The sequence below is a fragment of the Tabrizicola sp. genome (genome assembly GCF_041913445.1).
Classification (GTDB): Bacteria; Pseudomonadota; Alphaproteobacteria; order Rhodobacterales; family Rhodobacteraceae; genus Tabrizicola.
This window is the reverse complement of the sequence record NZ_JAYSFG010000014.1, coordinates 27267-52374: the sequence shown is the minus strand read 5'-3', so window position 1 is coordinate 52374 and position 25108 is coordinate 27267. Positions and strand designations below refer to the sequence as shown.

Genomic DNA, 25108 nt, shown 5'->3' with positions numbered 1-25108 from the left:
AACCCGTCCAGCGCGACGGCCACCTGTGGCGCCCCGTCGGGCAGGACGATCCGCACCGCGCCATCCGGGGGCATACTGAGCATGGGGTCGGCCAGGACCGCCTCTTGCAGCAGGACCTCGGTGTCGACCGCGTAGGCGTCCTCTGCCCGCGCGGCGGGGGCCAGCCAGACCAGAAGTGCAGCCAGAACGGCCGGAAGCGGGGACATCAGCGGATCTGGTTGGCGGATTGCAGCATCTGGTCGGCCGTGGTCATGACCTTCGAGTTCATCTCATAGGCCCGCTGGGCGGTGATCAGATCGGTGATCTGCTTGATGACATCGACGTTCGACCGTTCAAGATACCCCTGGCGCAGGACACCGGCCCCGTTGACGCCGGGCTCGACCGGAACGGCGCTTCCCGAGGCCGCGCTTTCCAAAAACAGGTTGTCGCCGACCGCCTTCAGCCCGGCCTCGTTGACGAAGGTGGCCAGCTCGATCCGGCCCAGAACCTGAGGCTGAACCTCGGTCCCGACATAGGCCATGACCTGCCCGTCGGGCGAAACCTCCACCCGCGTCGCGTTGTCGGGCACCACCATCGTCGGCTGCAACAGGTCGCCGTTCAGCGAGACGATCTCACCCGTGGCCGACAGGTTGAAGGCCCCGTCCCGGGTATAGCCGGTCGATCCGTCGGGCCGCGTTACGGTGAAATACCCGCGCCCGTCGATGGCGAGGTCCAGCTGGTTGTCCGTTGCCGTCAGCCCGCCCTGCGTGGCGCTGCGGACGACGCCGGTGGCCTGGACTCCAAGCCCGATGTCAAGCGCCACGGGACGCGCGGCCCCGTCCTCGCCCGTCAGCGCGCCCTCGCGCCGGGCGGTCTGGTAGATCAGGTCCTGGAAGGCGGCGCGACCCGCCTTGAAGCCGGTGGTGTTGGCGTTGGCGATGTTGTGGGCGATCACGTCCACCTGCGTCTGTTGCGCAAGCATCCCGGTCGCGGCGGTTCCAAGGGCTTTCATGCGATGGCTTCCTGTCGTGCTCTTTCCATGAGGGTCATGACGGCCGGACGCGGCTGAGCGTTTCCTTCCGCAGGTCGTCGCTGACCGAGGCGAGGCTCATCGCCCGTTCGTAGGCGCGCTGCTGGCTGATCAGCCGTGTCATCTCGGCGATGGGCGCGACGTTGGACTGTTCCAGGACCCCCTGCTTCAGGACCGGGTCCAGCGCGGGCGTCAGGCTCACCGACCCCTCGCGCGGGACCAGAAGCGCGCCGCGCAGATGCTGCCAGCCGGCGATGCCCGGTTCGTCGAAAATGCCGATCTGGCCCAGGACGCCGCCATCCGGCGCTGTGATGGTGCCGTCGTCCGCAATCGTCAGCGCGCCGCTGTCGGGCGGCAGGCTGATCGGAGCCCCTCCGACATCCAGCACGAAATCCCCTGCGCCGGTGACCAGATCGCCCTCGGCGGTCAGGGCAAGCTGGCCGTCGCGACCCAGCGCGATCTGCCCCTCGGGCGTGCGATAGGCCATCCAGCCCCCGCCGGGAAGCGCCACGTCCAGCGGGTTGCCCGTGGCCATCAGTGCCCCGGGCGCAAGGTCGGACACCGTGCCGGTTTCCGTGGCATAGATCAGCGGGCCAAGGTCCTCTGGCCCTCCGCTGTCGACGACCAGGCTTTCGAACAGTGGTTGCGTGGACCGGAAGCCCACCGTGTTCGAATTGGCGATGTTGTTGGCCGTGATGTCCGTCGCCCGCTCCATCATCGCGGCGTGGGACAGGGCCACGTAACCGGTGTTCTCCATCCGAACTCCAAGCGAAAAGGTGGCGTTGATATTTTTCGCAATCCGGATATACCTATCGTGAGTTTTTTCGCAAATCAAGGCAGAGAATGCGATGCGGGTGGGACGGCCAGGACCTGGAAGGGCCGGTGCAGGATCGGGCGGGGCGGGGTCCTTCCCGATCGCCGCACCCGACGCCCGCGCGGCCTGGTCCACCGTCTTCGCCCTTGTTTTCCTGTGCCTGCCCGCATCGGCGGTGAATGCCGCAACCAGCGATGCGGCCCCCGTCCCCGACCGCTTCCCCCTGCCTTTGACCCGCGAATCGTTCCGGCTGGACATGACCACAGCCGGAGTCGGAAGTCGCGCAGCATACGCTCATTTTTCGCAAATCGGCGCGCCATTGGCCAGCGGTCGCCCCTATCGCCTTGCCCCCTCGGCAGACCGCGCCCCGGCTGGCCCGGTGGCGCTTGCGCCCCTGCCACCTGAACAGACGACCACCGCGCAGTTTGCCGGCGATTTCGCCGACCGTCGGGCCGAACTTGCCGAATCGATCCGGCGCGCCCCCGCCGCCGACCGTCCGGCACGGCAGCTCGATTACGCGCAGTTCCTTCTGGCGCACATGCTGTTGCCCGAGGCGCGGGGGGTGATAGACGCCCTGCCGGACGGCATGACCGCGACGGACCGGAACCGAGCCGAAGGGTATCTGGCGATCCTCTCGCGGTTGGCGGGCGGCCCGCCGGGCACATTGCCCGAGACCTGGGCCGAGGCTCCGCTCTGGTCCGTTCTTGTCACCGCCAGCGCCCGTGACGAGCGCGAATTGCGCGCCGCCGTCGCCGGGCTGGACGACCAGAGCCGCGCCGTCGCCACTGTCGCGCTGCCCCTGGTTTTCGACGCGGCCATCGACTCGGACTTCCCCACGGTCGCCGCCGAACTCCTGGCCGCCGCCCCGGCCGAGACCGATCTCGACGGCACCAGCGTCCTGGATCTGATGCGCGGGCGGCTTGCCCTGGCGCAGGGTGCCGAGGACCTGGCATTCGACACTTTTGCGCGCGTCGCGGAAGGGCGGGACCGCCCTGCGGCGCAAGCGCGGATCGCGCTGGCCGACATGGCCCTGGCGCGGCAAGACTCGGCCCTTCTACCAGAGGTGGAAACGCTTCTGGGCGACGGGCTCGACCGCTGGAAGGGGGACGCCGCTGCGCTCGGGCTGCGCCTGCGCCTGGCGCAGGTGGCCGAGGAGATGGGCGACATCCCCACGGCAGCCGAAGCCTTGGCCATGATCCTCCGCGACCATCCCGACACGCCCGAGGCCGCGCAGGCTGGCACCGGGCTGGACGGGATGAGCGATCGTCTGCGCCAGTCGGTCGCCGACCCGGACCTTCCGCTGCCTGCGGCGGTGCAGCTGGTGCGCAGGCTGGACCGCGCGCTCGCCGGTCGCAGCGGCTGGATCGCGACGCGCCTCGCCCTGGCGCAGCGCCTGGCGGACGCGGGGCTCCTGCAGGCGGCGAAGGCGGAATACGCGGCGATCGCGCGGGATCCCACCGGGGCCGATCCCGCCATGCTGGACGCCCTGACCGTGGCCCGGGCCGGGCTGCTTCTGAAGATCGGCGACCGGGACGCGGCCCGGAGGGTGCTCGACCTTCGCGGCTATCCGCGCGACCCGGCCCAGGTCACGGCGCTGGCGGCGCTCCGGCTGCAGGCAGAGGGCACCGCGATGCTTCCCCCGCCCCTCCTGGCCGCGCTGAAGGTCGATGACGCGTCCGACATCCCCGACGCCAAGGTGCAGCTGGAACTGGCCAAGGTCGCCACGAAGACCGGGCAGACCGATGCCGCGCTGGCCGCCTATGACCGGGGCCTGAGCAGTGCCGACCAGACCGAGCGGCTGGTCTCCAGCATGACCGCCGCCATGGCCGGCGACGGCGACCGCGCTGCCCGATACGCGGCCGGGCTGACCGGCGACCGCGCCGACCTTCTGCGGGCGGCAGTGACCTCGCTTGCCGCGCCCCGTCTGGCCGGGAAAAGCCTTTCGATCCTGGGTGCGACGGACCTGATCACGGCGGCTGCCGAAGCCGGACAGACCGTCGACGCCCTCCTGGCCGAGGCAGGCCCATGATGCCCCTGCCGATTTCCATCGAGACCTCCGAAAGGAACTTCAAATGTCCATCCTGAATGCGATGCAGGCCGGTGTCAGCGGTCTGAAGGCGAATGCGACCGCGGTCGCCATGATTGGCGAGAACATCGCCAACACCTCGACCATCGGCTACAAGCGCACCTTCGCGCAGATGGTGACGGTCAGTTCCGGCGACGCGGCAGGGGTGCGCGCCAAGGACGGAACCACGGTGGAACAGGCCGGCGCGACCCAGATGACCCAGCGTGCCACCGACCTTGCCATCGAAGGCGCGGGCTTCTTCGTGGTCTCGCGCCGCCCGAACGATCCCAGCCCTGCCAACTATCTGCTGACCCGCGCCGGGTCCTTCACGGTCGACGCCGACGGCAACCTCGTCAACAGCGCGGGGTACTACCTGGCCGGCTACGCCTATGGGCTGGACGGAACGGTGGGTCCGGTCGACCGGCGCAGCTACGGCTCTCTGCGCACGATCAACCTCAGCGGCGTCGAGCTGACCGCAGCCGCGTCCTCCACCGCCAGCATCAGCGGCAACCTTCCCGCCGTGGCCACGGGCACCGGAACGGCGCAGGGACCCTTCGTCTCGACCCTCAGCTACTACACCGCGCTTGGGGCGGAGAAGCAGCTGGCGCTGACCTGGACGCCCTCGGCGCTGGTCGACAACCAGTGGACGCTGCAGGTCGCCGACCGCTCGGGGGTGGTCTATGGCGAGGCCGTGGTGGACTTCTTCAGCTCGGGCGCCACCCCGGCCGCGCCCAGCAGCTACTCCGGGACGGCCGACCCCGGCCTTGTCCCCCCTGCGGCCTTCGCGATCGACGCGGACGGCAACATCGCCCTGACGATCGACGACGCCGCGGACCCCCAGACGCTGACGATCTCGCTGGGCGCGGTGGGAAGCTATGACGGCGTGACCCAGTTCGCCGGGGATTACGAACCGCAGAAGGTCACCGTGGACGGCTCGGAAGTCTCCAGCCTGTCCTCGACCGAGATCGACGAGGCAGGCACGGTCTGGGCGCTTTTCGAGAACGGCGTGCGCCGCCCGCTTTACGAACTTCCGGTCGCCACGGTGCTGAATTCCGAAGGGCTGGAGGCGGTGACGGGCAATGCCTACCGGCTGACGCTGCAGTCAGGGGACCTGATGCTGGACGTCGCGGGCAACCTTAGCGCGGGCAACATCCTGTCGGGGACGCTGGAAAGCTCCAACGTCGACCTCGCACAAGAGATGACGGACCTGATCATGGTCCAGCGCGCCTATTCGTCCAACGCCAAGATCGTCACGACGGCGGACGAACTTCTGCAGGAAGCGAACAACCTGAAGCGTTGAGGAGCCTGTCATGTCACTCTCGTCTGCGCTGCACATCGCCTCCTCGGGCCTGACGGTCGCCAGCCTGCAGACCGAGGTCGCCTCGCGCAACATCGCAAGCGCCAACACGCCCGGCTTCACCCGCAAGAACGCCGAGACGGTCACCGCCGCCACCGGCGAGGTCCGCGTGGGATCGGTCGAGCGGAGCGTCGATGCGCTTCTGGTGCGGCTGGAACGGTCGGGCCGGTCCCGGCTGGCCGCCGCCACGACGCGGGCCGACGGGATCGCGGCCTATGCCGCCCACCTGGGCCAGCCCGAGGACGGCTATTCCCCTGCCGCCACGGTCGAGAAGCTGAGGACCGCGCTGGTGACGCTGTCCGCCTTTCCCTCGCAGGACGCCGCGCAGTTGCGCGTGATTTCGTCGGCCAAGGACGTGACCCGCAACCTTTCCAGCCTGGACGCCTCGCTGAAGACCGTCACGCGGGAAGTGGACATGAACCTGCGCTACGACGTCGCCTCGGCCAACGAGGTCATGCAGCAACTGGCCGCGCTGAACCGCACGGCGACCAGCCCGATGGAAGCGGTAGCCAAAAGCCAGCTGGCCGACCGGGTGTCCGGCCTGGTGGACCGGCTGTCGGAATACATGGACATCCAGACCGTCACCACCACGGCGGGGATCATCAGCGTCTACACGTCGGCCGGCACCGAGCTGGTGGTGGACGACCAGACCTTCGACCTGGCCTTCGACGCGGCGACTGGCCGCTTAAGCGCGGGCGACGTCGACCTGACGCCCGGGGCAACGCGTCGCGGCCTGTCGGGCGGGTCGCTGGCGGGGCTGATCGACCTGCGCAGCACTGTCCTGCCGCAGTTCGGCGACCAGCTGGACGGTCTGGCGGCAGCGCTCATCGACGGCTTCCAGACCGCCAATCCGATGCCCGACGGGCGGGGCCTCTTCACCGACGCCGGCGCGGCCTATTCGCCCCTGCAGCAAAAGGGGCTTGCCGCGCGCATCGCGGTGAACGAAACCCTCGATCCCGACCTGGGCGGCGACCCGGGCGGGCTGCAATCGGGCGGTACTGCGGGTGTGCCGACCGGCGACAGCAGCCGGATCGACGCGATGCTCAGCGCCTTCCTGCAGCCCGTGACGGTCGCCACCGGCGGGCTTGGCACCGGGCTTACCCTCGGCGCCCTGGCCCCCGCCGTCGTCGGAGGGCAGCAGGCCGTCCGTGCCGATGCCGAGGCCGCGTCCGAAACCTCGCGCGCGGCATCCGAGACGGTCGCCTCTGCCCGCTCGAACTTCGAGGGCGTCAACATCGACGACGAGATGCAGAAGCTTCTTCTGGTCCAGCGAAGCTATGCCGCGAATGCCAAGGTCCTGTCTGCGGTGACCACCATGCTGGACGCCCTGCTCTCTGCCGTCTGATGAAAGGCGTTTTCATGAACCGGATCTCCACCATCTCGACGCTGCAGCAGTCGCTGGGGCTGCGCCAGATCAGCTCTCGCCTGACGGCCGAATCCGAACGCCTGTCGCAAGAGGCCGCAACCGGCATGAAGCGGGATGTCTTCGCCGAGAATGCCCCGGGGGCCATCCGGTCGCTCGAAATCCGATCCCACCGTTCGGCAAATTCGGCCTTCCTCGATGCCAACCGGACGCTGCAGGGGCGGCTCGATTCCACGGCCTCGGCCCTGACGGGCATTGCCGAGCTTGGTCAGGGTTTCCTGAACCTGTCGCTGACCGGGGCGATCATGACCGATGGCCGCCAGGTCTACACCGAGCAGGCCCGGCACGCGCTGGAACAGATCACCGACCGGCTGAACGCGACCTATGCCGGGGAGTATCTGTTTTCGGGCCAGACGACCGATGCGGCCGCCGTCCGCGTCGTGGATGTGCCGCCGGACCCCGTGACGGTGGATTTCCTGGGCAGCCCGACCCGGCTCTCCGCCCGCATCGACGACACGACGACCCTGACCTACGGCGTGAACGCGTCGGACACCTCGTTCCGCACCATGCTTTCCGCCATCGGCACGGCGCTGAATGCCGATGTCTCGACCATGACCGACGACCAGTTCAACGCTCTGCGGATGAGTGTCGCGACCCAGCTTGACGCCGGCCTGCAACAGCTGACCGCAACCCGGGCGCGGCTTGGCAACCATCAGCGGGTGCTTGCCGAACGGATCGACAGCCAGACCGGGCTGGAGAACCTTTACGCCCAAGAGATCCTGGACATCGAAGGGGCGAACATGGAAGAGACCCTGGTGCGCCTGCAATCGCTGGAGGTCCAGCTGCGCGCGACCTACGAGGTCACGGCCCGGATGGGCCGGATGAGCCTTCTCGACTATCTCTGACCGCTTCGGCCGCATGGGCGGAGGATCCGCCGGCCCGCAGGGCGTAGCCGCGGCCCGGGATGGTCTGGATATAGCTGCGGACATGCGGGGCGACTTGCGCCAGCTTGGTGCGGATGCGGCAGATATGGATGTCGACTGCCTTCTCGAAAGGCTGATAGTCGGTCAGGCCGTAGAGAAGATCGAAGATCGCCGCCCGCGGCAGCACCCGCCCGTTCTGGGCGGCAAGCAGGCACAGCACGGCGTGTTCCTTTCCCGACAGCCTGACCGGGCGGGACTGGATCGTCGGGTCGCTTCCGTCGAGGCGCACCACGAGATCCCCGATCTTCACCTCGGGCTGCACCAATCCGTTGCGGTGGCGCGTCGCCACGCGCAGGCGGGCCGCGAATTCCCCCGCGTGCAGCGGCAGGGGCAGCACGTCGCAGGCCCCCGCGTCCAGAAGCCGTGCGTGCAGGTCCGGTTGCCTGCGGTCCGCGACGACCAGGATCGCATTCCCGGCGCCCCCTTGGCGCAGAGCAGCGACAAGCTCCTGCGTCGTCGCGCCCTGCCCCAGCACCAGCGGCAACATCCCCGCGGCCATGCCAGAAAGGCCGGACAGCCCCAGCAGCGCCTCGGGTGATTCCAGGCTTTGCAGGGTGAACCCCAGCTTTGCGGCGACCGCCATCACGGCCTGCCTGCGTCCGGGGTCCTGATCGTGCAGGAATATCCGCATGAAGTTGCCTGATTTGCGAAAACCAATGTAGTGAATGGCGGTCGGCCGGAAACTTCAAGCCTGCAGATGCGGGAAAGGGCAGGAAGTGGGCCGATTGATGCGCCGAAGCATCTTGCGAAAAGCGCTACCTCGTGCGATTGTCAGTGCGCAGCGCAGCAGGCCCCGTGATGCTCGGACGACTTCTTCTTTCGGCAATCCTGATCCTGGGCGCAGGCCCGGGACTTGCCGAGGTGCGCATCAAGGACATCGTCCAGTTCGAAGGCGTCCGCCCCAACCAGCTGATCGGCTATGGTCTGGTCGTCGGCTTGAACGGAACCGGCGACAGCATGCGCAACTCGCCCTTCACGCGCAGCTCGGTCGAGGGGATGCTGGAACGGCTGGGGGTGGGCAACCTGTCGGACGAAGACATCAGCACGGCCAACGCAGCCGCCGTCATGGTCACGGCGGAACTGCCCGCCTTCGGGCGTCCGGGCATGACCATCGACGTCGTGGTCTCCTCGCTGGGCGACGCCTCCTCGCTGCATGGCGGCACGCTTCTGGTGACGCCTCTCGTCGGGGCGGACAACAAGATCTACGCCGTCAGCCAGGGCCCGCTTGCCGTCGGCGGCTTCGCGGCCGAGGGGGCGAAGGCCAGCGTGACCTCGGGCGTCCCGACCGTCGCCCGGATCGAGAACGGCGCCACGATCGAGCGCGAGATCGAGTTCGAGCTCGGCTCTCTCACGACCATCCGCCTGGCCCTGCGCAACCCGGATTTCACCACGGCCTCGCGCATCGCCGAGGCGATCAACACCGCCCCCGTGGCGGCCCACGCGCGGATGCTGGACCCCACGACGGTGGAGCTTTCGTTCGACGCAAAGGCCGGGATCGCCGAGACCATCGCCAAGCTGGAGAACTTGACCGTCGAACCGGATTCGCCCGCCCGGGTGGTGGTCGATTCGAAGACGGGCACCATCGTGATCGGCGCCGATGTCCGGATCGACGAGGTGGCGATCAGCCAGGGCGGACTGACCGTCAGCGTCAGCGAAGGGGCCGCCGTCAGCCAGCCCGAGCCGTTCTCGATCGGGGAAACCGTCGTGGTCCCGCGGACGGAGATCGGGGTCGAGACCAAGGACTCGGGCTTTGCGGTCATGGGCGGCCAGGTCAGCCTGCGCGAGCTTGTGGACGGGCTGAACGCCATCGGCGTCGGCGCGCGCGAGATCATCTCGATCCTGCAGGCCATAAAGGCGGCCGGTGCCCTTCATGCCGATCTCGAGGTGATCTGATGGACGCCCTGCCCCCCAACCTTCCGCCTGTAACCTCCTCGCCTGCGGACCGCCGGACGGCAGAGGCGGCCGAAGCCTTCGAAGCCACCTTCATCGCCAGTTTCCTGACCGAAATGATGGACCAGGTCCGCCCCCGGATCGCCGGCGGCGGGGCGGGCGAGCAGATGTTCAGCAGCCTCCTGTCCAACGAGATCGCCAGGGAGATCGCCCGAAGCGGAGGCCTCGGCCTTGGCCAAAGCATCGCGGCACAGCTTGACGCCTACCGACGCTGATGACGCTGAAGACGGAACCGGTGACCTCGCGACTGGGCCTGCGCCTGCGCGCCCGGCGCCACGCGGGGGGAGAGACAGCCAGCTTGACCGAGGAAGATCACGACAACCTGCACCGGTTCGAGGCGCTTCTGTCCCGGACCCTCGACCTTCTTGGCGCCGAGAACGCAGCGCTCGACCTGGGCGACATTGCCGCAGTGGCCGGCCTGTATGAGGAAAAGGCGCAACTTCTGAAAAGCCTGGAGCTGCACCAGCCCTGCGTCGAGCCCTTCCTGCGCGAAGCCGGCGACCATACAGCCCGTCTGCGCGACCTGATCCGGGACCTGTCCGATCTGCTGGAGAAGAACGGCCGCCTGCTGAAGGGCATGGCCGAAGCCTCGCGCGCGATCCTGGACGAGGTCGACCGCGTGCGCAGCCGGCAAAGCCTGCATGGGCTTTACGACAAGACCGGCCAACTGCGCCCGACGGAGGGGTCGACAAGAATTTCGCGAAAAACATTATAGAGGCTATTTTCTGAAACCTCGTTGAAACCCGCTTCGCCCTTCTTCCCCGCAGCAGGCCGTCGGCCCGCTACCCGGAGAAGCCGGGATGAACCGCAGAACGAAAGGTTACGATCATGACTTCCCTTATCACCAACACGTCGGCGATGAACGCGCTCCAGGCGCTGCGCAACGTGAACAACGAACTCGGCACCACCCAGGGTCGCATCGCCACGGGCCTGCGCATCACCTCGGCCAAGGACAACGCCGCCTACTTCCAGATCTCGGAAACGATGAAGGGCGACTCGGGTTCGCTTTCGTCGATCAACGAAGGCCTGACGCTGACCAAGAACTCGATCGCCACGGCACGCCTTGGCGCGGAATCCTTCCAGGACCTCGCCGAGCAGTTCGTCAAGCGCGTTGCCTTCGCCCAGGGCGCCAAAGGCGGCTTTGCCGAGGTCGAGCAGGACCTGGGCGAACTTGTGAAGCAGATGGAAATCACCATCAAGCAGTCCACCTTCAACGGCGACGACATGGTCAACGCGGCCGATGCCTCCAGCGTCACCGCCTCGACGGTGAGCGCGACCACAGGCGAGCTGACCGCGGCCACCGCGACGACGGCAGACCGCAGCGTCGTGACCGGCGTCAGCCGCGCCGGCGGCACCTTCGCGGCGACCACCACGACGGTCAGCACCGTGGACCTGTCGGCGATGCTGGCGGACTTCAAGGGACTGGTGGCCGACTTCTCGGCCAATGCCAGCGACACCACCAACGGCGAAGCCTACCTGAAGGGCAATCTCGAATCCGCGCAGAGCGTGCTGATCAGGTCGACGGCGGCGGCCACCCAGCTTGGCCTGTCCGAAAAGACCATCGAGGACCAGCAGACCTTCCTCAACAAGCTGACGGACAACATCGACACGGGCGTCGGCTCGATGATCGATGCCAACATGGAAGAGGAAGCAGCCCGCCTGCAGGCCCTGCAGACGCAGCAGCAGCTGGCAACCCAGGCGCTGTCCATCGCGAACCAGGCCCCGTCCAGCATCATGTCGCTCTTCCGCTGATAACGGACGACCTGCGCCTGGCCACCCAATTCCCCTCGGGGGCCAGGCGACTTCGGGTGGTGAGAAGCACCACCGTCCCAGCCAGAAGGTTGATGCTGCATGAGTCTCTCCGCCTATCGCCGCACGCTCGGCCAGACCGAAACTCCGCGCCAGATCGAACGGCGCATCATGCTTCGGATCACGGCCGACCTCTCGGCCCATGCCGACCGCTTCGACGGCACCACCAATCGCGCCGAACGACTTGGTCTTCTGGCCGCCGGTCTGCGCGATGCCTTGTCCGACAACCTGCGCCTGTGGTCCGCCCTGAAGGCCGACCTGATCAGCCCCGGCAACGCCCTGCCCCGGGACCTGCGCGGCAGCCTGGTGAACCTGGCCGCCTTCGTCGAACGCCACACCGGCCTCGTCCTGGGCGGCGACGGCAAGGTCGCGGCACTTGTCGACGTGAACCGCCCCGTCATCGCAGCCCTCACGGGCACAGCCACAGGGGAAGGCTGATGGGTCTTCGCCTGACGCTGAAACCTGGTGAGCGGGTGATCCTGAACGGCTGCATCGTGCGCAATGCCGGACGGGCCCGGATGGACCTGGAAGTCGAGAACCGTTCCGATGTCCTGCGGGCCGAAGAGATCATCTCGCAGGCCGAAGCCCGGTTTCCGGTCCGGTCCATCGCCCATGCGATCCAGCACGCACTGGCCAGCCGCGAGACGCGCGACGAGCTGGTCCCGCACATCCTGGTCAGCCTGGACCGCGTCGAAGCCGTGCTCGACCCGGTCGTCGCCCCCGCGCTGTGCGCCGTGCGGGAAAGCCTGGGGACGGGTGACTTCTACGCGGCGCTGCGCAAGCTGGGGCCGGTCCTCGAGCGCGAGAAGCGCCTGCTGGGGGACCCGCGGTCGAGGCCGACATGATCTCCACCCGCGGTCTTGCCCCCCTTGCCGCCCTGTCCCTGATCGACCGCCAGCGCGACCGCTTCGCCGATGCGGTCCGCGAGGACCCGACGGCAAGGCGCGAGATCGCGGCCTTCCGCGACCGCATCGGCAAGGTCGACAACGTCGAAGCCCTGGTGAAGGACCATGTGGTCTACAGTTTCCTGATGAAGGCCTTCGGGCTGGAACAGGAAATCTTCGCCAAGGCGATGATGAAGAAGATCCTCAAGGCGGATGCCACGGACAAGGCCTCGCTGGTCAACCGCCTGACCGACAGCCGCTACCGCGAGATCAACCGGGCGATGGGCTTCAAGGCCGACGGAACGGTCGGCCGTGCCGATTTCGGCAGCGGGGCCTGGGCCGAGGACCTGATCCAGCGCTACGTCACGCAGCGCATGATCGACGGTCAGATGGAACAGAACCCCGTGGTCGGCGTCGCGCTGGAGTTCGAGCGCAAGGCCAGCACGCTGACCAGCTGGTTCAAGGTTCTGGCCGACCCGAAGCTGGCCGAGTTCATCCGCACCGCCTTTGGCCTGCCCGACGCCATTGCCCAGGGCAACATCGATGTGCAGGCAAGGATGCTGCAGCAACGCATGAAGATCGAAGCGCTCCAGGACCCGCAGACCCGCAAGAAACTTGTCCGGCAGTATGCGGCGATCGCAGGCGCGAACGCGGCGCGCGATCAAGCCTCCCCGCGGATCGGTCTTGGCCTTCCCCTGGGCGACACGGCGATCTGGCAACCCATCGCCGTCGAGATCCCGGCCGCGCCTGCGACGGGCCTCTCTGCCTACCGGCTCTGGCGGTAGCTACTCCAGCAGTTCGTCTTCCTGCGTGGGCAGCCGGATGATCTCCTGCCGGGCAAGTTCGTTCGCGATGTCGATCAGCGCCGACTGCGCCTCGCGCGTGTCGCGGGCGCGCACGGGTCCCATGTCCTGCATCTCGGCCCGCAGCATGTCCTGCATCCGCTGGGTCAGCGTCTCCATCATCCCGTCGCGCACATGCTTCTTCGCCCCGCGCAGGGCCAGCGCCAGGGTCTTGCCCTCGGCCATCCGGATGATCCGCTGCAAGGCGCTGGCATCCAGGCGGATCAGGTCGTCGAAGGTGAACATCTTCTGCTTGATCGCCGCGAACTCTGCCGGCGCGCGCTGTTCCAGCTCTTCGGAGAGACGGTCGAACACGGCACCGTCCATCTTGTTGAACATGTCCGCCATGCGCTGCTTGGAATCATGCGTGGTCTTCCGCGAGGCCGCCGCCAGAAGTTCGTTGCGCACGACATGCTCAAGCGTCTCGGTCACGTGGCGCGGCAGCATGTCGATACGGATCATCCGCGTGATGATCTCGGCCATCCGCTCGGGCCCGAACAATGGCACCACGCGGGCGGCCACATCGGGCTTTACCCGGGTCAGGATCGCGGCGACGGTCTGATCATGCTCGCCGCGCAGCCAGCTGGCGATGGTCTGCTCGTTCAGGGTCGAGAAGGCCTCCCACACGTTCCGCCCACTGGCCGGTCCCTTCAGCTCGCCCATGATCTCGGCGACCTGGTCGTCGTTCATGAAGTTCAGCAGAAGCCGCTCGGCCATTTCGATCGAGCCCTGGACCCCGGCCGAACCCGAGACGTTCTCGGAAAACTCGACAAGCACCTTCTCGACCGTCGCGGCGGGAATGGTTCCCAGGGTCGACATCGCCGACACCAGCGCCTGGATTTCGGGCGTGGTCAGCTGGCGCATCAGTTCCGACCCCTTCGCCTCGCCCAGGCAGATGAACAGGATCGCGGCCTTCTCGATCCCGCGCAGTCGGATGTCATCAGGGGGCAGCTTCACGGGCGGCGGCCTTTCCTAGAAAGCTCGGTAAGAGTCGATGAGCGAGCCGGCCAGCATGTACCAGCCGTCGACAAGCACGAAGAAGATGACCTTGAACGGCAGCGAGATCATGACCGGGGACAGCATCATCATCCCCGCCCCCATCAGGATCGAGGCGACGATCAGGTCGATGGCCACGAAGGGCAGGTAGATCAGGAAGCCAATGGTGAAGGCCCGCCGCAGTTCCGAGATCATGAAGGCCGGGACCAGCACCGACCAGGCCACCTGTTGCCCGTCCTCGGCGTCCGGGGCCGCCGTGGTCTGGTCGGAAAAGCGCTGGAACAGGGCGATATCGACCTCGCGCGTGTTGGCGGCCATGAACCTGCGGAATGGCTCGGCGATGCGGGGAAGCGCCTGCTCTTCGGTGATCGACCCGGCGATCAGGGGCGACAGCCCCTCGTTCCAGCTGGCCTCGAACACCGGTTGCATCACGAAGAAGGTCAGGAACAGCGCCAGCGAGGTGATGACCAGGTTCGGCGGCGACTGGTTCAGCCCGATGGCCGACCGCAGCATCGACAGCACGATGACGAAGCGCGTGAAGCAGGTCATCACGATCATCAGGCCCGGCGCGATGGACAGGACCGTCAGAAGGCCGATCAGCTGGATCAGCCGCCCCGACAGCTCTCCACCCCCCGCCGCCCCGGCAAGGTCGCGCAGCACCGGGGCGAACCCGTCCGCCAGCGTGTCCTGCGCCAGGGCGGGGCCTGCGCCCAGCAGCAGAAGCGCAATCAGAGGAACCGGTCGGCGCATCAGGACGGGGCCGAGACGTAATCCTTGACGATCTCGGTCAGGGTGATGCCGATCCCCTCCTCGCCCACCTTGACCAGGTCGCCCCGCGCCACCAGCCGGTCGTTGATCATCACGTCCAGCGGTTCTCCGATCTTGCGGTCGATCTCGATGACCGAACCCCGGGCCAGCGACAGCAACTGCGAGATCGACATCCGCGCCTGTCCAAGGACCACCTGGACATTCAGCGAGACGTTCAGCATCGCGTTGATGTTGTGGCCGTCGATCATCTCGCGGTCCAGCCCGCCCACGGCGAGGTCGGACAACAGACTGGGCTTCAAGGGATCACTCATTGCTTGCACCTGCATCGTCGGGGAAAGTTTGTGCCGCCCGGCGGATCAGCGTCTGGATCGACCGGCAGATCGCGGCGAAGGAATAGCGGGACCGCCCGTGCTGCCAGGCCGCGTGGACCTCGGTCGCCTCCAGCCCCGGATCGGGGACGACCCGGACGCTTGGGCCCGACGGGGCGGCCATCGCCGCCAGGTCGCCGGCCAGGACCTGCGCCACCTCTGGCGACAGGCGGATCTCCAGCGCCGGGCTGCCGATGGCCCGGCCCATGACCCGGCGGATTTCGCTTTCGACGCGGGCGCGGCCCAGCTCTTGCACCAGTTCGGGAAAGACACGGTCGACCAGATCGCCCGCGAAGGCGGTCATCTCGGCTTCCAGCCTCTGGCGATGCCCGGCACGGTCGGCCAGAAGCGCGTCGACCGCCGTTGCCAGCTTGCCCATCGCGTCCAGCCGCTGCGCTTCGATCGAGGCCAGGGCCTCGCGCCAGCCCGAGGCAAGCCCCTCGGCCAGGCCGGCGGCGTGACCTTCGGCCCGACCTGCGGCTTCGGCCGCGCACAGCTCTTCGGCCGTGTGGACAACCGCCTGGCGTTCGGCAAGCAGCCGCTCGGCATCGAGCTCGGCTTCGAAATCCCGCACGAACAGAAGATTCGCCATCGACATCGGGTCAGCCTCTCTGGTTGATCCACGCGCGGATCGTGCGCACGGCGGCTTCAGGTTCGGTTTCGACGATGCGGCTGAAGTCATCGACATAGCGCCGCATCACGTTGCCCTGGACCGAGAAGAAGGACAGGAAGTCCTCGCCCTCGCCCCCACTTGGCAGGGCCAATCCCATCGGATCGCCGCCATCCCCCATCGCCATCGGCCCGGCCAGCGCCATCTGCATCCCGCCCAACCCATCAAGGGCCGGCAGCGCCGCTTCCGTCTCGGCCGGACGGGCAAGTTGGCGCAGCGCAGGCCGGACCACCAGAAGCGCGACCAAGGCAATCGCCGCCAGCGCCATCAGCGCCCGGATCACGGTGTCGAGATGCCGGGACAGCAGGTCCGACCAGGCCGACCCCTCCTCGCCCGAAAGCTCGGGACCTTCGGCGAACTGCAGGCTGTCGATGCTGACCACGTCCCCGCGCCCTTCGTCGATCCCGGCCGCCGTCCGCACCAGCGCGGCAAGGCGTTCCAGCTCTTCCGGCGAACGCTCGGTATAGGTCGTGCCGTCCCAGGTCCCGTTCACCACCGCCGCGACGGTCAGGCGGCGGATGCTTCCCGGCTCGGCGATCAGCTCCTTGCGGACCGAGCCGATCTCGAACTGCTTCTCCTCGGTCTCCTTGCTGCGGCTTTCCGACGTGCCGCCTCCGGCCAGGCTGCCCTCTGTTGCCGCCAGGTTGTTACCAACGTCGACCGTCCCCGGAGCGGCCTCCTGCGAGCTTGACCCCTCCTTCGAGCTGGTGACCAGCCGCGGGACCGATTGCGCCGGATCGAAGCTTTGCTCGACCACGGTGCGCCGTTCCGTCTCCAGCTCTGCGGTCACCCGGACGCGGACGTTCTCGGCCCCGACATGCGCGCCAAGGATCGTCTCGATGTTGCGCCGCAGCCGTTCCTCGATCTCGATCTGCGCCTCGTCCATCCCGGAGGCGGTGCCCTCTTCGGACAGGATGGTCTGGCCCGCCGCGGTCAGGACGGTGACCCGGTCCGGGGACAGACCCGGCACGGCGGCGGCGACCAGGCTTCGCACCGCCAGGGCCTGCCTGCGCTCGAAGGTCTGGCCCCGCGCGGCCCGGACGATGACCGAGGCCGTCGCATCGGGCCGGTCTTGCGAAAATGATTCGCGTTCGGGCAGCACGAGGTGGACGCGCGCATCCTCGACCGCGTCCATGCTTTCGATGGACTGGACCAGCTCTCCCTCCAGCGCGCGCAGGCGGTTGATCTGCTGAAGGAAGCTGTTCATCCCGATGGTGCTGGAGCTGTCGAACAGGCTCCATCCCGACGCATCCGCCGCGGGAAGGCCCGCCTCGGCCAGGATCATGCGGGCGCGGGCAATGTCGCCCTCGGGCAGACTGATCATCGACCCGTCTTCCGAGGTTTTCGGCGCGAATCCGGCCTGTTCCAGCTCATCCAGGATCTGCGAAGCCGTGGCAGGCGAGGCGTCGGTGACGAAGGGCCGGTAGGTCGGCGTCAATGCGATTCCCAGACCGATCAGCAAGGTCAGGACCAGGCCCGCTCCGGTCACACCCAGCAGAATCAGGCGACGTCGGCCCAGTCCTGCAAGATTTTCCAGGAATTGCTTCACGTCGGTCCCGCCTTCGCCTTCTGGCCAGCCTGCCCGTCTGGCGGCTTGCGAAAACCAATACTTTATTGTTGCTGGTCAAACAAGCGGTCTTTCCTGCGAGGGTCACCCTTTGGTGTCTGGGCGCCGGAACATCTCGGGGCTTCCAAATTGCGCGGCGGCGATCTATAGATTTGCGAAAATCGAAAGCATGGAGCTTCTTCGATGGCTGACATCGCTCCTCCGGCGAAAGCTGCCCGTGGTCGCAGCCGGCTCCTGCTGGTGGTCGCGGTCGTGGCCGTCTTCGGAATCGGGATTGCTGCCGGGGTCGTTGCGGGGGGGTTCTTCGGCAAGGCGGACGCGCCGCACCCAGAGGCACCCGCCGTCGAAGAGGTCGCCGTCGACCCCGCCACCCGGCTGGAGGTCGAAGTGGGCCGGATCACCGTGGTCATCCCGGCAAGCGGTGGGCGCACCGGGACCCGCCACCTGCTGGTGACGCCGCTGGTCATCGGGCAAGCCGAAGGCGAACCCGCAGCCGAAGCGGAACACGGCGCCCCGGCCGACGAGGCCGCCCCCGGTCCGGTGCCCGAGCTGCGGGACGCCTTCATCGAATACCTTTCCCAACTGCACGAAAGCGATGTGCGCGGCAGCGCCGGACTGCTGACGCTGCGACAGGAGCTTCTGCGCCGGGCCAGGACCGTGGCCCCCGAACTGAACGCATCGGCCGTCCTCATCCAGGAATTCCTCATCCAGTAAGGGAGAACCCGACTTGGAAGCAGCAACCGACACTCTCGAAGCCCCGGAAAGCCGGGGCAATCAGACACGACTGGTCGAGGAAGAGATCATCGCCAAGGCCTCGGCCGGCTTTCAGCCCCTGCCGATGCTGGACGTCATCTTCTCGCGCATGGCGCCGGCGACGGCCGCCTCGTTCCGGGCCAGGGCCAGCCTGATCACCGAAGTCCGCTTCGACCGTACCACCTACGCCCCGTGGGGGGAGATCGTGACAGGGATGGACCCGCACGCGATCTGCGCCACGGCCGAAGCCCCGCAATGGAACGGCGCCATCGCGCTGGCCATGGACAGCGTCTTCGTCTTTGCGGCGATGGAGCGGCTGACGGGCGGCATTCCCAGCCCCGGCACGGCCCCAAGTCGACCGCCCACCGGAATAGAGCGCGAGACGATGCGGCATCTCTTCAAGCTGATCCTCGAGGACCTGGCCACCAACATCTCGCGCATTGCCGAGGCGACCTTCAGCCTGGAAGCGGTCGAATCGCCCAAGGAGATCGGCGCCATCCACGGCGTCTCGACCCCCTGCGCCGTGGCCCGGATGGAAGTGCGGCTTGACGAATGCCTGGGCAGCTTCAGCGTCATCATCCCGCTGCGCACGCTGGACCCGGTGCAGGAACGCCTGGCCACCATGTTCCTGGGCGACAAGCTGGGCGGCGACAGTTCCTGGCGCGATCACATCGCCAGCCGGATCACCGGCTCCAGCGTCGTCGTCACCGCGCGGATCCACGAAAAGCAGATCCCGCTGTCCGACATCCTGGCCTGGAAGCCCGGCACCCAGATCGACTTCAGCATCCTCCCCGACCAGGAGGTCACGGTGATGTGCTCGGGCATCCCCATCCTCTTCGGCCACGCCGGTCGCCTGCGGAACGGCAACATCGCGCTGCGGGTGACGCGCGAGGCCGCCGGCCCCATCCCCAGCGCGCCGGAAGAACTGGGGAGCATGTGATGGACACGGTCACTTTGATCGACTTGGCCATCCTGGGCCTTCTGGCCTGCGGCATCGGCTACGGCTACCTCGTCTCGCGCCGGCTGGAACGCCTGCGCAGCGCCCTTGTGGCCTTCGGGCCCGCGCTCGACGCCTTCTGCAAGGCCGTCGAACGGTCGGAAAAGTCGGTCCAGGATCTGCGCGCCGAAAGCGGACGGATCGAGGCTTCGGGCAGCCGGGCAAGGCTCCCCACCCCGGACGAGCGGACCGTGCTGATGAACACCCTGACCGACTTCATCCGGCGGAGACGGCCCTGATGGCCTCGCCGCTGCGCCTTGGCGCCTATGCCCTGGGGGGACTCCTGGCCGTGAAGCTCTTGGCCGGTCTGGTCGGACTGGACACCCTGTCCGACCGGCTGCTCCTGGGCCCCGCCACGGCGGAAGAGGCCGAAGGACCGGATACGCCAGCAGAGACCCCCGACCCTGCCGCGCTGCCCGAACTCCTGGCCGCCATCGCGGCCGAGCGCGAGGCGCTGGATGCCCGCACCGCCGCGCTGGATGCCCGCGAGGCCGAGATCGCCCTGGCCCGGGCCACGGTGCTGAAGCAGAACGAGGAACTGACCCGACTGCGCACCGACGTGGAGGCCCTGCTTGAACAGGCCAGAAGCACGGAAGAAGCCGACATCAGCCGCCTTGTCCGGATCTACGAGGCGATGAAACCCTCGGAGGCTGCGACCATCCTGCAGGATTCGGACCTGGAACTGACCGTCCTGGTCCTTGCCGCGATGGCCGAACGCAATGCCGGGCCGATCATGGCGGCGATGTCGCCGGTCCGGGCCAGCGCGGTGTCGCGCATCCTTCTGGAACGCTCGCGCCTGCCGGGCGACCAGGTGCCCGTGGTCGTGCCGGTCAACTGACCGCGTCCGCCTCGTCCTCGGGCCGACAAAGCCGCGCACCTTCGGGCGGCATCCGGCGGATGCGGCGGCGCAGGTCAAGGACATAGGTCACCAACCGGGCAACCGCCTGCCAGTGCGCCTCGGGAATCGGCTTCTCCAGCTCGGCCGTCGCATAAAGCGCCCGGGCCAGGGCGGGGCTTTCGATCACCGGAATGGCGCTTTCATGCGCGATTTTGCGGATGCGGGCGGCAATCCGGTCCGTCCCTTTCGCCACGCAGACCGGAGCCGCATCGACACCCCGCTGATAGCGCAGCGCGACCGAGAAATGGGTCGGGTTGGTCACCACCATGGTCGCCGTCGGAACCGCCTGCAGAAGGCGCTGGCGCGACCGTTGCCGCCGGATCTGCGCCCGCTTTGCCGCCACATGGGGATCGCCCTCGGCATCCTTGACCTCGTCCCGCACCTCCTGCAGCGACATCCGCTGCCGGCGCAGGTGGCGGATCCGCTTCCAGACCAGGTCCAGGATCGCCAGCGGAACCATCAGAAGCGCGATCCGCCCCAGCATCCGCACCGCGCCATCCTGCAAAAGCCCGGGCAGCCATTCCGGCTCGACCAGGGTGCCGGGCAGAAGTGCCACCACGATCGACCAGACCACCGCCTCGCCGACAGCGGCGATCACCGCCAGCTTGAAAAGGTTTTTCGCGAAGTCGAGCAGATGGTCGGCAGAGAGGATGCGCTTCAACCCGGCGACCGGGGACAGCCGGTCGAGCTTTGGCCGCACCCGCTCGGCCGAGACCACGAAGGGCCCTTGCAGCAGCCCCGTCAGCATCGCGCCCAGGAACAGCAGACCCAAGGCGCCCGCCGTCAGAAGTAGGGCCGGGCCAAGCGCGCCCATGACCCCGGCCCAGACATCCCGGACACCCGGCAGCTCGCTGCCCACCTGGATCTGACCGGCCGTCGCGAACAGGGACCCAAGACTGTGCATGGGCGCCAACAGGACCGCGCCCCCGGCCAAAGCCGCAAGGACCAGCATCGTCCCGAAGCCCAGCATCTGCCCGACCTCGCGGCTGATGGGCACGTCGCCCTTCTCGCGCGCTTTCCGCAGCTTCTGCTCGGACGCCTGTTCGGATTTCGATGCGTGATCCTCGGCCTCGGCCATGCGTCACCGGGTCAGGCCAAGCAGCCAGTCGGCCAGCGTCTCGACCATGACATCCAGCGTGGCGGGGACTGCCAGGGCCAGAAGCGCAAAGCCCGCCAGGATCATCCCCGGTGCCGCGACGAAGAACACCTGCATTCCCGGCATCACGCGGTTGGCAAGCCCAAGGCCCAGATTCAGCAGGACCGAGACGACCAGGAACGGTGCCGCCAGCGCGGCCGAGATGCGGAAGGCGCTTGCGCCCAGCCGGGCGATCTGGTCCGCCATGTCTCCCACCGGCAGATGCGCCGGGGGCAGGATCGCGTAGGATCGCAGGATCGCCGAGATCATCACATGGTGCAGGTCCGACACGAAGATCAGCGCCACGGCAGCGACCGTCAGCAGCGACCCCAGCACCGTGGCGCTTTCGGTGTTCGAGACGCCGGGCGCAAAGGCGTTCGACAGGCCCGCCACCATGCCGATCTGCGCGCCAAGCAGATGCATCGCGGCCAGAAGCACCCGCGTGCCGGTGCCAATGAAGGCCCCGACCAGGATCTCGCCCGCGAAGAGCAGGGCCAGCGCCGTGATCTGGCCGGGCGGGGCGGGCAACGGCAGGGCGGGCATCAGGGCCAGCGTCATCACCAGCCCGAAGGCGATGCGGATGCGCGCCGGGATCTGGGCATCGCCGAACCCCGGCAGCATCAGCACCGCCGTCCCGACCCGGGCAAAGGCCAGCGCCGCCAGAAGGATCCAGGCGGTGACGGTGTCCGAGATCGCTATGCCCTCCATCACGCGCCGATGCTGCCCACGGTCTTCAGGCGCGCCTTCCGGTGGATTTCGGAATGCGACACGATCTGCGTCTGCCCGCTGACCCGCTCGAGGATCGACCGCACGATGGGCCGCAGGTCGGGGGTGACCAGAAGTGCGGGCCACTGATCCTGGGCGGCGAACTTCTGGATTTCCACCCGGGCGGCCAGGATGAACTCCTGCACCTTGGCGGGAGACATGGTGCAGACCGATTCCTCACCCTGCGTACGGACGGTGGCGGCGAACTCGGCCTCCCATTTCGGACCCAGCACCATGACCGGCACGAAACCGTCTGCATCCTCAAGCCCGTGGCAGATCTGCGCGGCAAGCTTGCGGCGGACATGTTCGCAGATGACGACCGGGTTCTTGCTGACGGCAGCGGCCTCGACGATGGCCTCCACGATCATCGGCAGGTTGCGGATCGACAGGCGCTCGGCCAGCAGCCGCTGCAGGACCTGCTGCAGCAGGATCGCGGGGGCGGCCGCGGGGATGTCGCTGACCAACTTCTGGTAATCCCGGTCCAGCCGCTTGATCAGGTCCTGCGTCGCGCCAAAGGTCAGCAGGTCCGGCAGGTGCTCCTTGATGACCTCGGTCATGTGGGTGATCGCCACGCTTTCCGGATCGACGACGGTGAACCCCGCCGCCTCGGCCTCGGCCGCGCGCGAGGCGTCGATCCACAGCGCCTTCAGCCCGAAGGTCGGCTCGCGCACCTGCTCGCCCGGGATGCCCTCCGCCTCGTTCATCGGATCGATCAGCAGCCGACCGCCGGGGCGAAGCTCTCCGGTCGCCACGTCCAGCCCGTGGATGCTGATGCGGTAGGCGTTGGGCTTCAGCCCGGCGTCGTCGCGGATGCGGACCGGCGGCAGCACGAAGCCGTAGTCCGACATGAAGAGGTTCCGCAGGCTGCGGACCTTTCCCGGAAGCGCCGCGTCCAGGTCGTTCACCAGCACCATCAGCCCCGTGCCAAGATCCATCCGGATCGCGTCGATCCGCAGCGGGTCCGTCTGGTCCTCGGGCGATTCCACCGGCCCGCGCCGCGCCGCCTCCTCCGCCGCGACCCGCCGCCGCTCTGCCGCCCGGCCGACAGTCATCCCGACCAGCGCCAGCCCGGTCCCCAGGGCAAGGAACATCATGTGCGGGAACCCGGGCAGCAGCCCCAATCCTGCGACCAGCACGCCCGCGACGTACAGCGCCTTCGGACTGGCACCAAGCTGCAGCGACACCGCCTCGCTGGCCGTGCCCTCGTTCGATCCCTTGGTGACGATCATGCCCGCGGCAAGCGAGACGACCAGCGCCGGGATCTGGGTCACAAGACCATCCCCGATGGTCAGGACCGTGTAGTTCTGCACCGCCTCGGCGATCGGCATCCCGTGCCGGATCGCGCCGATCAGCACGCCGCCGACGATGTTGACGAGCGTGATGATGATACCCGCCACGGCATCGCCCCGGACGAACTTGGCCGCCCCGTCCATCGCGCCGAAGAAGTTGCTTTCGCCCTCGACCTCCTTCCGCCGCCGCCGCGCCTCGTCCTCGTCGATGGCGCCCGCCCCAAGGTCGGCGTCGATGGCCATCTGCTTGCCCGGCATCGCATCCAGCGAGAAGCGCGCCGAGACCTCGGCAATCCGGGTCGAGCCCTTGGTGATGACCATGAAGTTGATGACGATCAGGATCGAGAAGATTACGGCGCCGATCACGAAGTCGCCACCCACGACGAAATGGGCGATCCCCTCGATCACATGCCCCGCGGCATCCGTCCCGTTCTGGCCCTCTGCCAGGATCAGCCGTGACGACGCCACGTTCAGCGCCAGCCGCAGCATCGTGACGACCAGCAGAAGCGTTGGAAAGCTGCTGAACTCCAGGGGCTTGTTCACCCAAAGCGCCACCATCAGCACGAGGATCGACAGGGTGATCGACAGCGCCAGGCCGATGTCCAGCAGCACCGGAGGCAGCGGCACGAAGAGGACCGCCAGGATGATGGACACACCCACCGCGAAGGTCACGTCGCGGTTGCCCGTCAGCCGGACCACCACGTCCAGCAACCCGTCCAGCGCTCCCGCCGGCTTCTGTCGGCTCGCCTGCGTCACGGCAGCGTCTCGTCGTCGGGTGCGGGGCCATCGTCCTCCGCGGGCAGAGACATCAGCGTCCGCCGGTAAACCCCCCCGCCCGCGCCCCCCTGCCCCGTCCTGACCGGGGCGCGCAGCGGGTTCATCTTCCGCTTTTCCGCCACGGCGGTGCCAAGGGCCAGCCCCGCGCCATCGGCCAGCGCATCCACCTCCCAGGCACTGTCCTCAAGCCGCGACAGGTTCCGCTCCACCCCGGCGAGGTAGGCGTCCTTCAACCCGTCCGTCGCGGAATGGTATCGACCCGCAGCCTCCAGCCAGTCGCCCGTCTCGTCGTGAAGCCCGCGCAGAAAGCGCGCGGCGTAATCGGCATTGCGCTCCGGATCGAAACCTGCCGCCGGAGAAGGAAAGGCCCCCGGGTGCCAGCGCAGGTTCACCTGCAGGCAGCCAACGTCGATGGATTGCGCCCCCGCGTCCAGTTCGCGCGCCAGAAAGTCCTCGGCCTCTTCGCGCGTGTCGAAGCGAAAGCCCTCGCCGTCGACGTTCAGCGACCAGGGCCAGACCGTCGTGCTGCCCTGAAGGCCAAGCCCCGCCTCCTGCAAGCCGATCGCCAGAAGCAGGTCCGCGGGGATGCCATGCGCCTTCTCGGCCTGCCGGATCGCGGCGACGCAGAGCCCGGCATCGGGGTGCGACCCCGAAAGCACCGGCCCGTCCAGGCCAGGCTCCGGCTCCGTCTCGGCAAAGCCGAACAGGCCGTCGAAGAGCTCCGCCTGCGCGGCAGAGGCGGCCAGCACCACCAGCCCGGCAGCCAGCGCCCCGCGCATCACAGCCCGCCGTCGCGGATCAGCGCGAAGACCCTTTCGGTCAATCCCGCCAGGCTGGAATAGATCAGCGGCAGCGACAGCACGGTTCCGATCAGGATCACCGCGGCTTTCGGCACGAAGGTCAGCGTCGCCTCCTGGACCGAGGTCAGCGCCTGCCCGAGCGCGATCAGAAGGCCGACGATCGTGGCGACGACCAGCACCGGACCGCAGGCGATCAGGATGACCCGGACCATTTCAGCGACCATCTGTCCGACGTCGGCGGCTTCCATC

Annotated in this window: 29 protein-coding genes; 15 read left to right on the top strand and 14 right to left on the bottom strand. The window is 67.9% G+C overall.

The window, feature by feature from the left end; all coding sequences use genetic code 11:
* The 3 genes from ACE3Q6_RS15465 to ACE3Q6_RS15455 form a co-directional block, all read right to left on the bottom strand.
* Positions 1-206 (bottom strand): hypothetical protein (locus ACE3Q6_RS15465; RefSeq protein ID WP_374434217.1); only part of this gene is annotated, 206 nt, incomplete at its 3' end.
* On the bottom strand, positions 206-991 hold the full coding sequence (gene flgG / locus ACE3Q6_RS15460; RefSeq protein ID WP_374434215.1) for a flagellar basal-body rod protein FlgG: 786 nt from the start codon (positions 989-991) through the stop codon (positions 206-208). The genes flgG and ACE3Q6_RS15465, both read right to left, overlap by 1 nt.
* A gap of 34 nt (positions 992-1025) precedes the next feature.
* Positions 1026-1766, bottom strand: coding sequence for a flagellar hook basal-body protein (locus tag ACE3Q6_RS15455; RefSeq protein WP_374434212.1), 741 nt, complete (start codon positions 1764-1766; stop codon positions 1026-1028).
* 436 nt (positions 1767-2202) lie between these two features.
* Between ACE3Q6_RS15455 and ACE3Q6_RS15450 the strand changes: the two genes are divergently transcribed.
* From ACE3Q6_RS15450 to ACE3Q6_RS15435, 4 genes are read left to right on the top strand one after another with little or no spacing between them, the layout of a single operon-like run.
* Complete coding sequence (locus ACE3Q6_RS15450) at positions 2203-3852, top strand: hypothetical protein (protein ID WP_374434210.1); 1650 nt, start codon at positions 2203-2205, stop codon at positions 3850-3852.
* 43 nt (positions 3853-3895) lie between these two features.
* Complete coding sequence (locus ACE3Q6_RS15445) at positions 3896-5188, top strand: flagellar hook protein FlgE (RefSeq protein WP_374434208.1); 1293 nt, start codon at positions 3896-3898, stop codon at positions 5186-5188.
* Between the two features lie 10 nt (positions 5189-5198).
* On the top strand, positions 5199-6590 hold the full coding sequence (flgK, locus tag ACE3Q6_RS15440) for a flagellar hook-associated protein FlgK (protein ID WP_374434206.1): 1392 nt from the start codon (positions 5199-5201) through the stop codon (positions 6588-6590).
* Complete coding sequence (locus tag ACE3Q6_RS15435; RefSeq protein WP_374434204.1) at positions 6590-7513, top strand: flagellin; 924 nt, start codon at positions 6590-6592, stop codon at positions 7511-7513. Before flgK ends, ACE3Q6_RS15435 begins: the two co-directional genes overlap by 1 nt.
* On the opposite strand, the gene ACE3Q6_RS15430 is transcribed toward ACE3Q6_RS15435, so the two are convergent.
* Entirely contained in the window at positions 7470-8222 is a 753-nt protein-coding gene (locus tag ACE3Q6_RS15430; RefSeq protein WP_374434202.1) for a response regulator transcription factor, read from the bottom strand. The two genes, ACE3Q6_RS15435 and ACE3Q6_RS15430, sit on opposite strands and share 44 nt — an antisense overlap.
* Positions 8223-8389: 167 nt before the next feature.
* On the opposite strand from ACE3Q6_RS15430, the gene ACE3Q6_RS15425 reads away from it, so the two are divergent.
* The 7 genes from ACE3Q6_RS15425 to ACE3Q6_RS15395 all read left to right on the top strand — a co-directional run bounded on the left by ACE3Q6_RS15425 (position 8390) and on the right by ACE3Q6_RS15395 (position 13019).
* On the top strand, positions 8390-9484 hold the full coding sequence (locus ACE3Q6_RS15425) for a flagellar basal body P-ring protein FlgI (protein WP_374434199.1): 1095 nt from the start codon (positions 8390-8392) through the stop codon (positions 9482-9484).
* On the top strand, positions 9484-9756 hold the full coding sequence (locus ACE3Q6_RS15420; RefSeq protein ID WP_374434197.1) for a rod-binding protein: 273 nt from the start codon (positions 9484-9486) through the stop codon (positions 9754-9756). The genes ACE3Q6_RS15425 and ACE3Q6_RS15420 overlap by 1 nt, the downstream gene beginning before the upstream one ends.
* Positions 9756-10256, top strand: a complete 501-nt coding sequence (locus ACE3Q6_RS15415; RefSeq protein ID WP_374434194.1) for a hypothetical protein — start codon at positions 9756-9758, stop codon at positions 10254-10256. Before ACE3Q6_RS15420 ends, ACE3Q6_RS15415 begins: the two co-directional genes overlap by 1 nt.
* A 113-nt stretch (positions 10257-10369) precedes the next feature.
* Complete coding sequence (locus tag ACE3Q6_RS15410; RefSeq protein ID WP_374434192.1) at positions 10370-11293, top strand: flagellin; 924 nt, start codon at positions 10370-10372, stop codon at positions 11291-11293.
* A 99-nt stretch (positions 11294-11392) separates the two neighbouring features.
* Entirely contained in the window at positions 11393-11788 is a 396-nt protein-coding gene (locus tag ACE3Q6_RS15405) for a flagellar biosynthesis regulator FlaF (RefSeq protein ID WP_374434190.1), read from the top strand.
* Positions 11788-12195 (top strand): flagellar biosynthesis repressor FlbT, encoded by a 408-nt coding sequence (locus tag ACE3Q6_RS15400; RefSeq protein WP_374434188.1) that lies wholly within the window; start codon positions 11788-11790, stop codon positions 12193-12195. Before ACE3Q6_RS15405 ends, ACE3Q6_RS15400 begins: the two co-directional genes overlap by 1 nt.
* Positions 12192-13019: a DUF1217 domain-containing protein gene (locus tag ACE3Q6_RS15395; protein ID WP_374434186.1), complete on the top strand. Its 828-nt coding sequence runs from the start codon at positions 12192-12194 to the stop codon at positions 13017-13019. The genes ACE3Q6_RS15400 and ACE3Q6_RS15395 overlap by 4 nt, the downstream gene beginning before the upstream one ends.
* On the opposite strand, the gene ACE3Q6_RS15390 is transcribed toward ACE3Q6_RS15395, so the two are convergent.
* The 5 genes from ACE3Q6_RS15390 to fliF are packed head-to-tail and all read right to left on the bottom strand — an operon-like array spanning position 13020 to position 17427.
* Positions 13020-14033 carry a flagellar motor switch protein FliG gene (locus ACE3Q6_RS15390; protein WP_374434184.1) on the bottom strand — a complete coding sequence of 338 codons (1014 nt, stop codon included), beginning with the start codon at positions 14031-14033 and terminating at the stop codon, positions 13020-13022. It abuts the gene before it with no gap.
* Between the two features lie 15 nt (positions 14034-14048).
* Complete coding sequence (gene fliP / locus ACE3Q6_RS15385) at positions 14049-14822, bottom strand: flagellar type III secretion system pore protein FliP (protein ID WP_374434181.1); 774 nt, start codon at positions 14820-14822, stop codon at positions 14049-14051.
* Positions 14822-15151: a flagellar motor switch protein FliN gene (fliN, locus tag ACE3Q6_RS15380; protein ID WP_374434179.1), complete on the bottom strand. Its 330-nt coding sequence runs from the start codon at positions 15149-15151 to the stop codon at positions 14822-14824. The genes fliP and fliN overlap by 1 nt, the downstream gene beginning before the upstream one ends.
* Complete coding sequence (locus ACE3Q6_RS15375) at positions 15144-15806, bottom strand: hypothetical protein (protein WP_374434177.1); 663 nt, start codon at positions 15804-15806, stop codon at positions 15144-15146. The genes fliN and ACE3Q6_RS15375 overlap by 8 nt, the downstream gene beginning before the upstream one ends.
* A gap of 4 nt (positions 15807-15810) precedes the next feature.
* A complete protein-coding gene (gene fliF / locus ACE3Q6_RS15370; protein ID WP_374434174.1) occupies positions 15811-17427 on the bottom strand; it encodes a flagellar basal-body MS-ring/collar protein FliF in 1617 nt (538 codons plus the stop codon).
* 201 nt (positions 17428-17628) lie between these two features.
* On the opposite strand from fliF, the gene fliL reads away from it, so the two are divergent.
* The 4 genes from fliL to ACE3Q6_RS15350 are packed head-to-tail and all read left to right on the top strand — an operon-like array spanning position 17629 to position 20033.
* On the top strand, positions 17629-18159 hold the full coding sequence (gene fliL, locus ACE3Q6_RS15365; RefSeq protein WP_374434172.1) for a flagellar basal body-associated protein FliL: 531 nt from the start codon (positions 17629-17631) through the stop codon (positions 18157-18159).
* Between the two features lie 13 nt (positions 18160-18172).
* Positions 18173-19138 (top strand): flagellar motor switch protein FliM, encoded by a 966-nt coding sequence (locus tag ACE3Q6_RS15360; protein WP_374434170.1) that lies wholly within the window; start codon positions 18173-18175, stop codon positions 19136-19138.
* Positions 19138-19434, top strand: a complete 297-nt coding sequence (locus ACE3Q6_RS15355) for a hypothetical protein (RefSeq protein WP_374434168.1) — start codon at positions 19138-19140, stop codon at positions 19432-19434. Before ACE3Q6_RS15360 ends, ACE3Q6_RS15355 begins: the two co-directional genes overlap by 1 nt.
* Positions 19434-20033 carry a MotE family protein gene (locus ACE3Q6_RS15350; protein WP_374434166.1) on the top strand — a complete coding sequence of 200 codons (600 nt, stop codon included), beginning with the start codon at positions 19434-19436 and terminating at the stop codon, positions 20031-20033. The genes ACE3Q6_RS15355 and ACE3Q6_RS15350 overlap by 1 nt, the downstream gene beginning before the upstream one ends.
* Here ACE3Q6_RS15350 and ACE3Q6_RS15345 read toward each other — a convergent pair.
* The 5 genes from ACE3Q6_RS15345 to ACE3Q6_RS15325 are packed head-to-tail and all read right to left on the bottom strand — an operon-like array spanning position 20026 to position 25107.
* Complete coding sequence (locus tag ACE3Q6_RS15345; RefSeq protein ID WP_374434164.1) at positions 20026-21171, bottom strand: flagellar biosynthesis protein FlhB; 1146 nt, start codon at positions 21169-21171, stop codon at positions 20026-20028. The two genes, ACE3Q6_RS15350 and ACE3Q6_RS15345, sit on opposite strands and share 8 nt — an antisense overlap.
* Positions 21172-21174: 3 nt before the next feature.
* The gene (locus tag ACE3Q6_RS15340; RefSeq protein ID WP_374434162.1) at positions 21175-21936 is read right to left on the bottom strand and encodes a flagellar biosynthetic protein FliR; all 762 of its coding nucleotides are present in this window, start codon (positions 21934-21936) and stop codon (positions 21175-21177) included.
* On the bottom strand, positions 21936-24038 hold the full coding sequence (flhA, locus tag ACE3Q6_RS15335; RefSeq protein WP_374434160.1) for a flagellar biosynthesis protein FlhA: 2103 nt from the start codon (positions 24036-24038) through the stop codon (positions 21936-21938). The genes ACE3Q6_RS15340 and flhA overlap by 1 nt, the downstream gene beginning before the upstream one ends.
* Positions 24035-24838: a lytic transglycosylase domain-containing protein gene (locus ACE3Q6_RS15330; protein ID WP_374434158.1), complete on the bottom strand. Its 804-nt coding sequence runs from the start codon at positions 24836-24838 to the stop codon at positions 24035-24037. The genes flhA and ACE3Q6_RS15330 overlap by 4 nt, the downstream gene beginning before the upstream one ends.
* Positions 24838-25107, bottom strand: coding sequence for a flagellar biosynthetic protein FliQ (locus ACE3Q6_RS15325; protein WP_374434156.1), 270 nt, complete (start codon positions 25105-25107; stop codon positions 24838-24840). The genes ACE3Q6_RS15330 and ACE3Q6_RS15325 overlap by 1 nt, the downstream gene beginning before the upstream one ends.
* Position 25108: the final 1 nt, after the last annotated feature.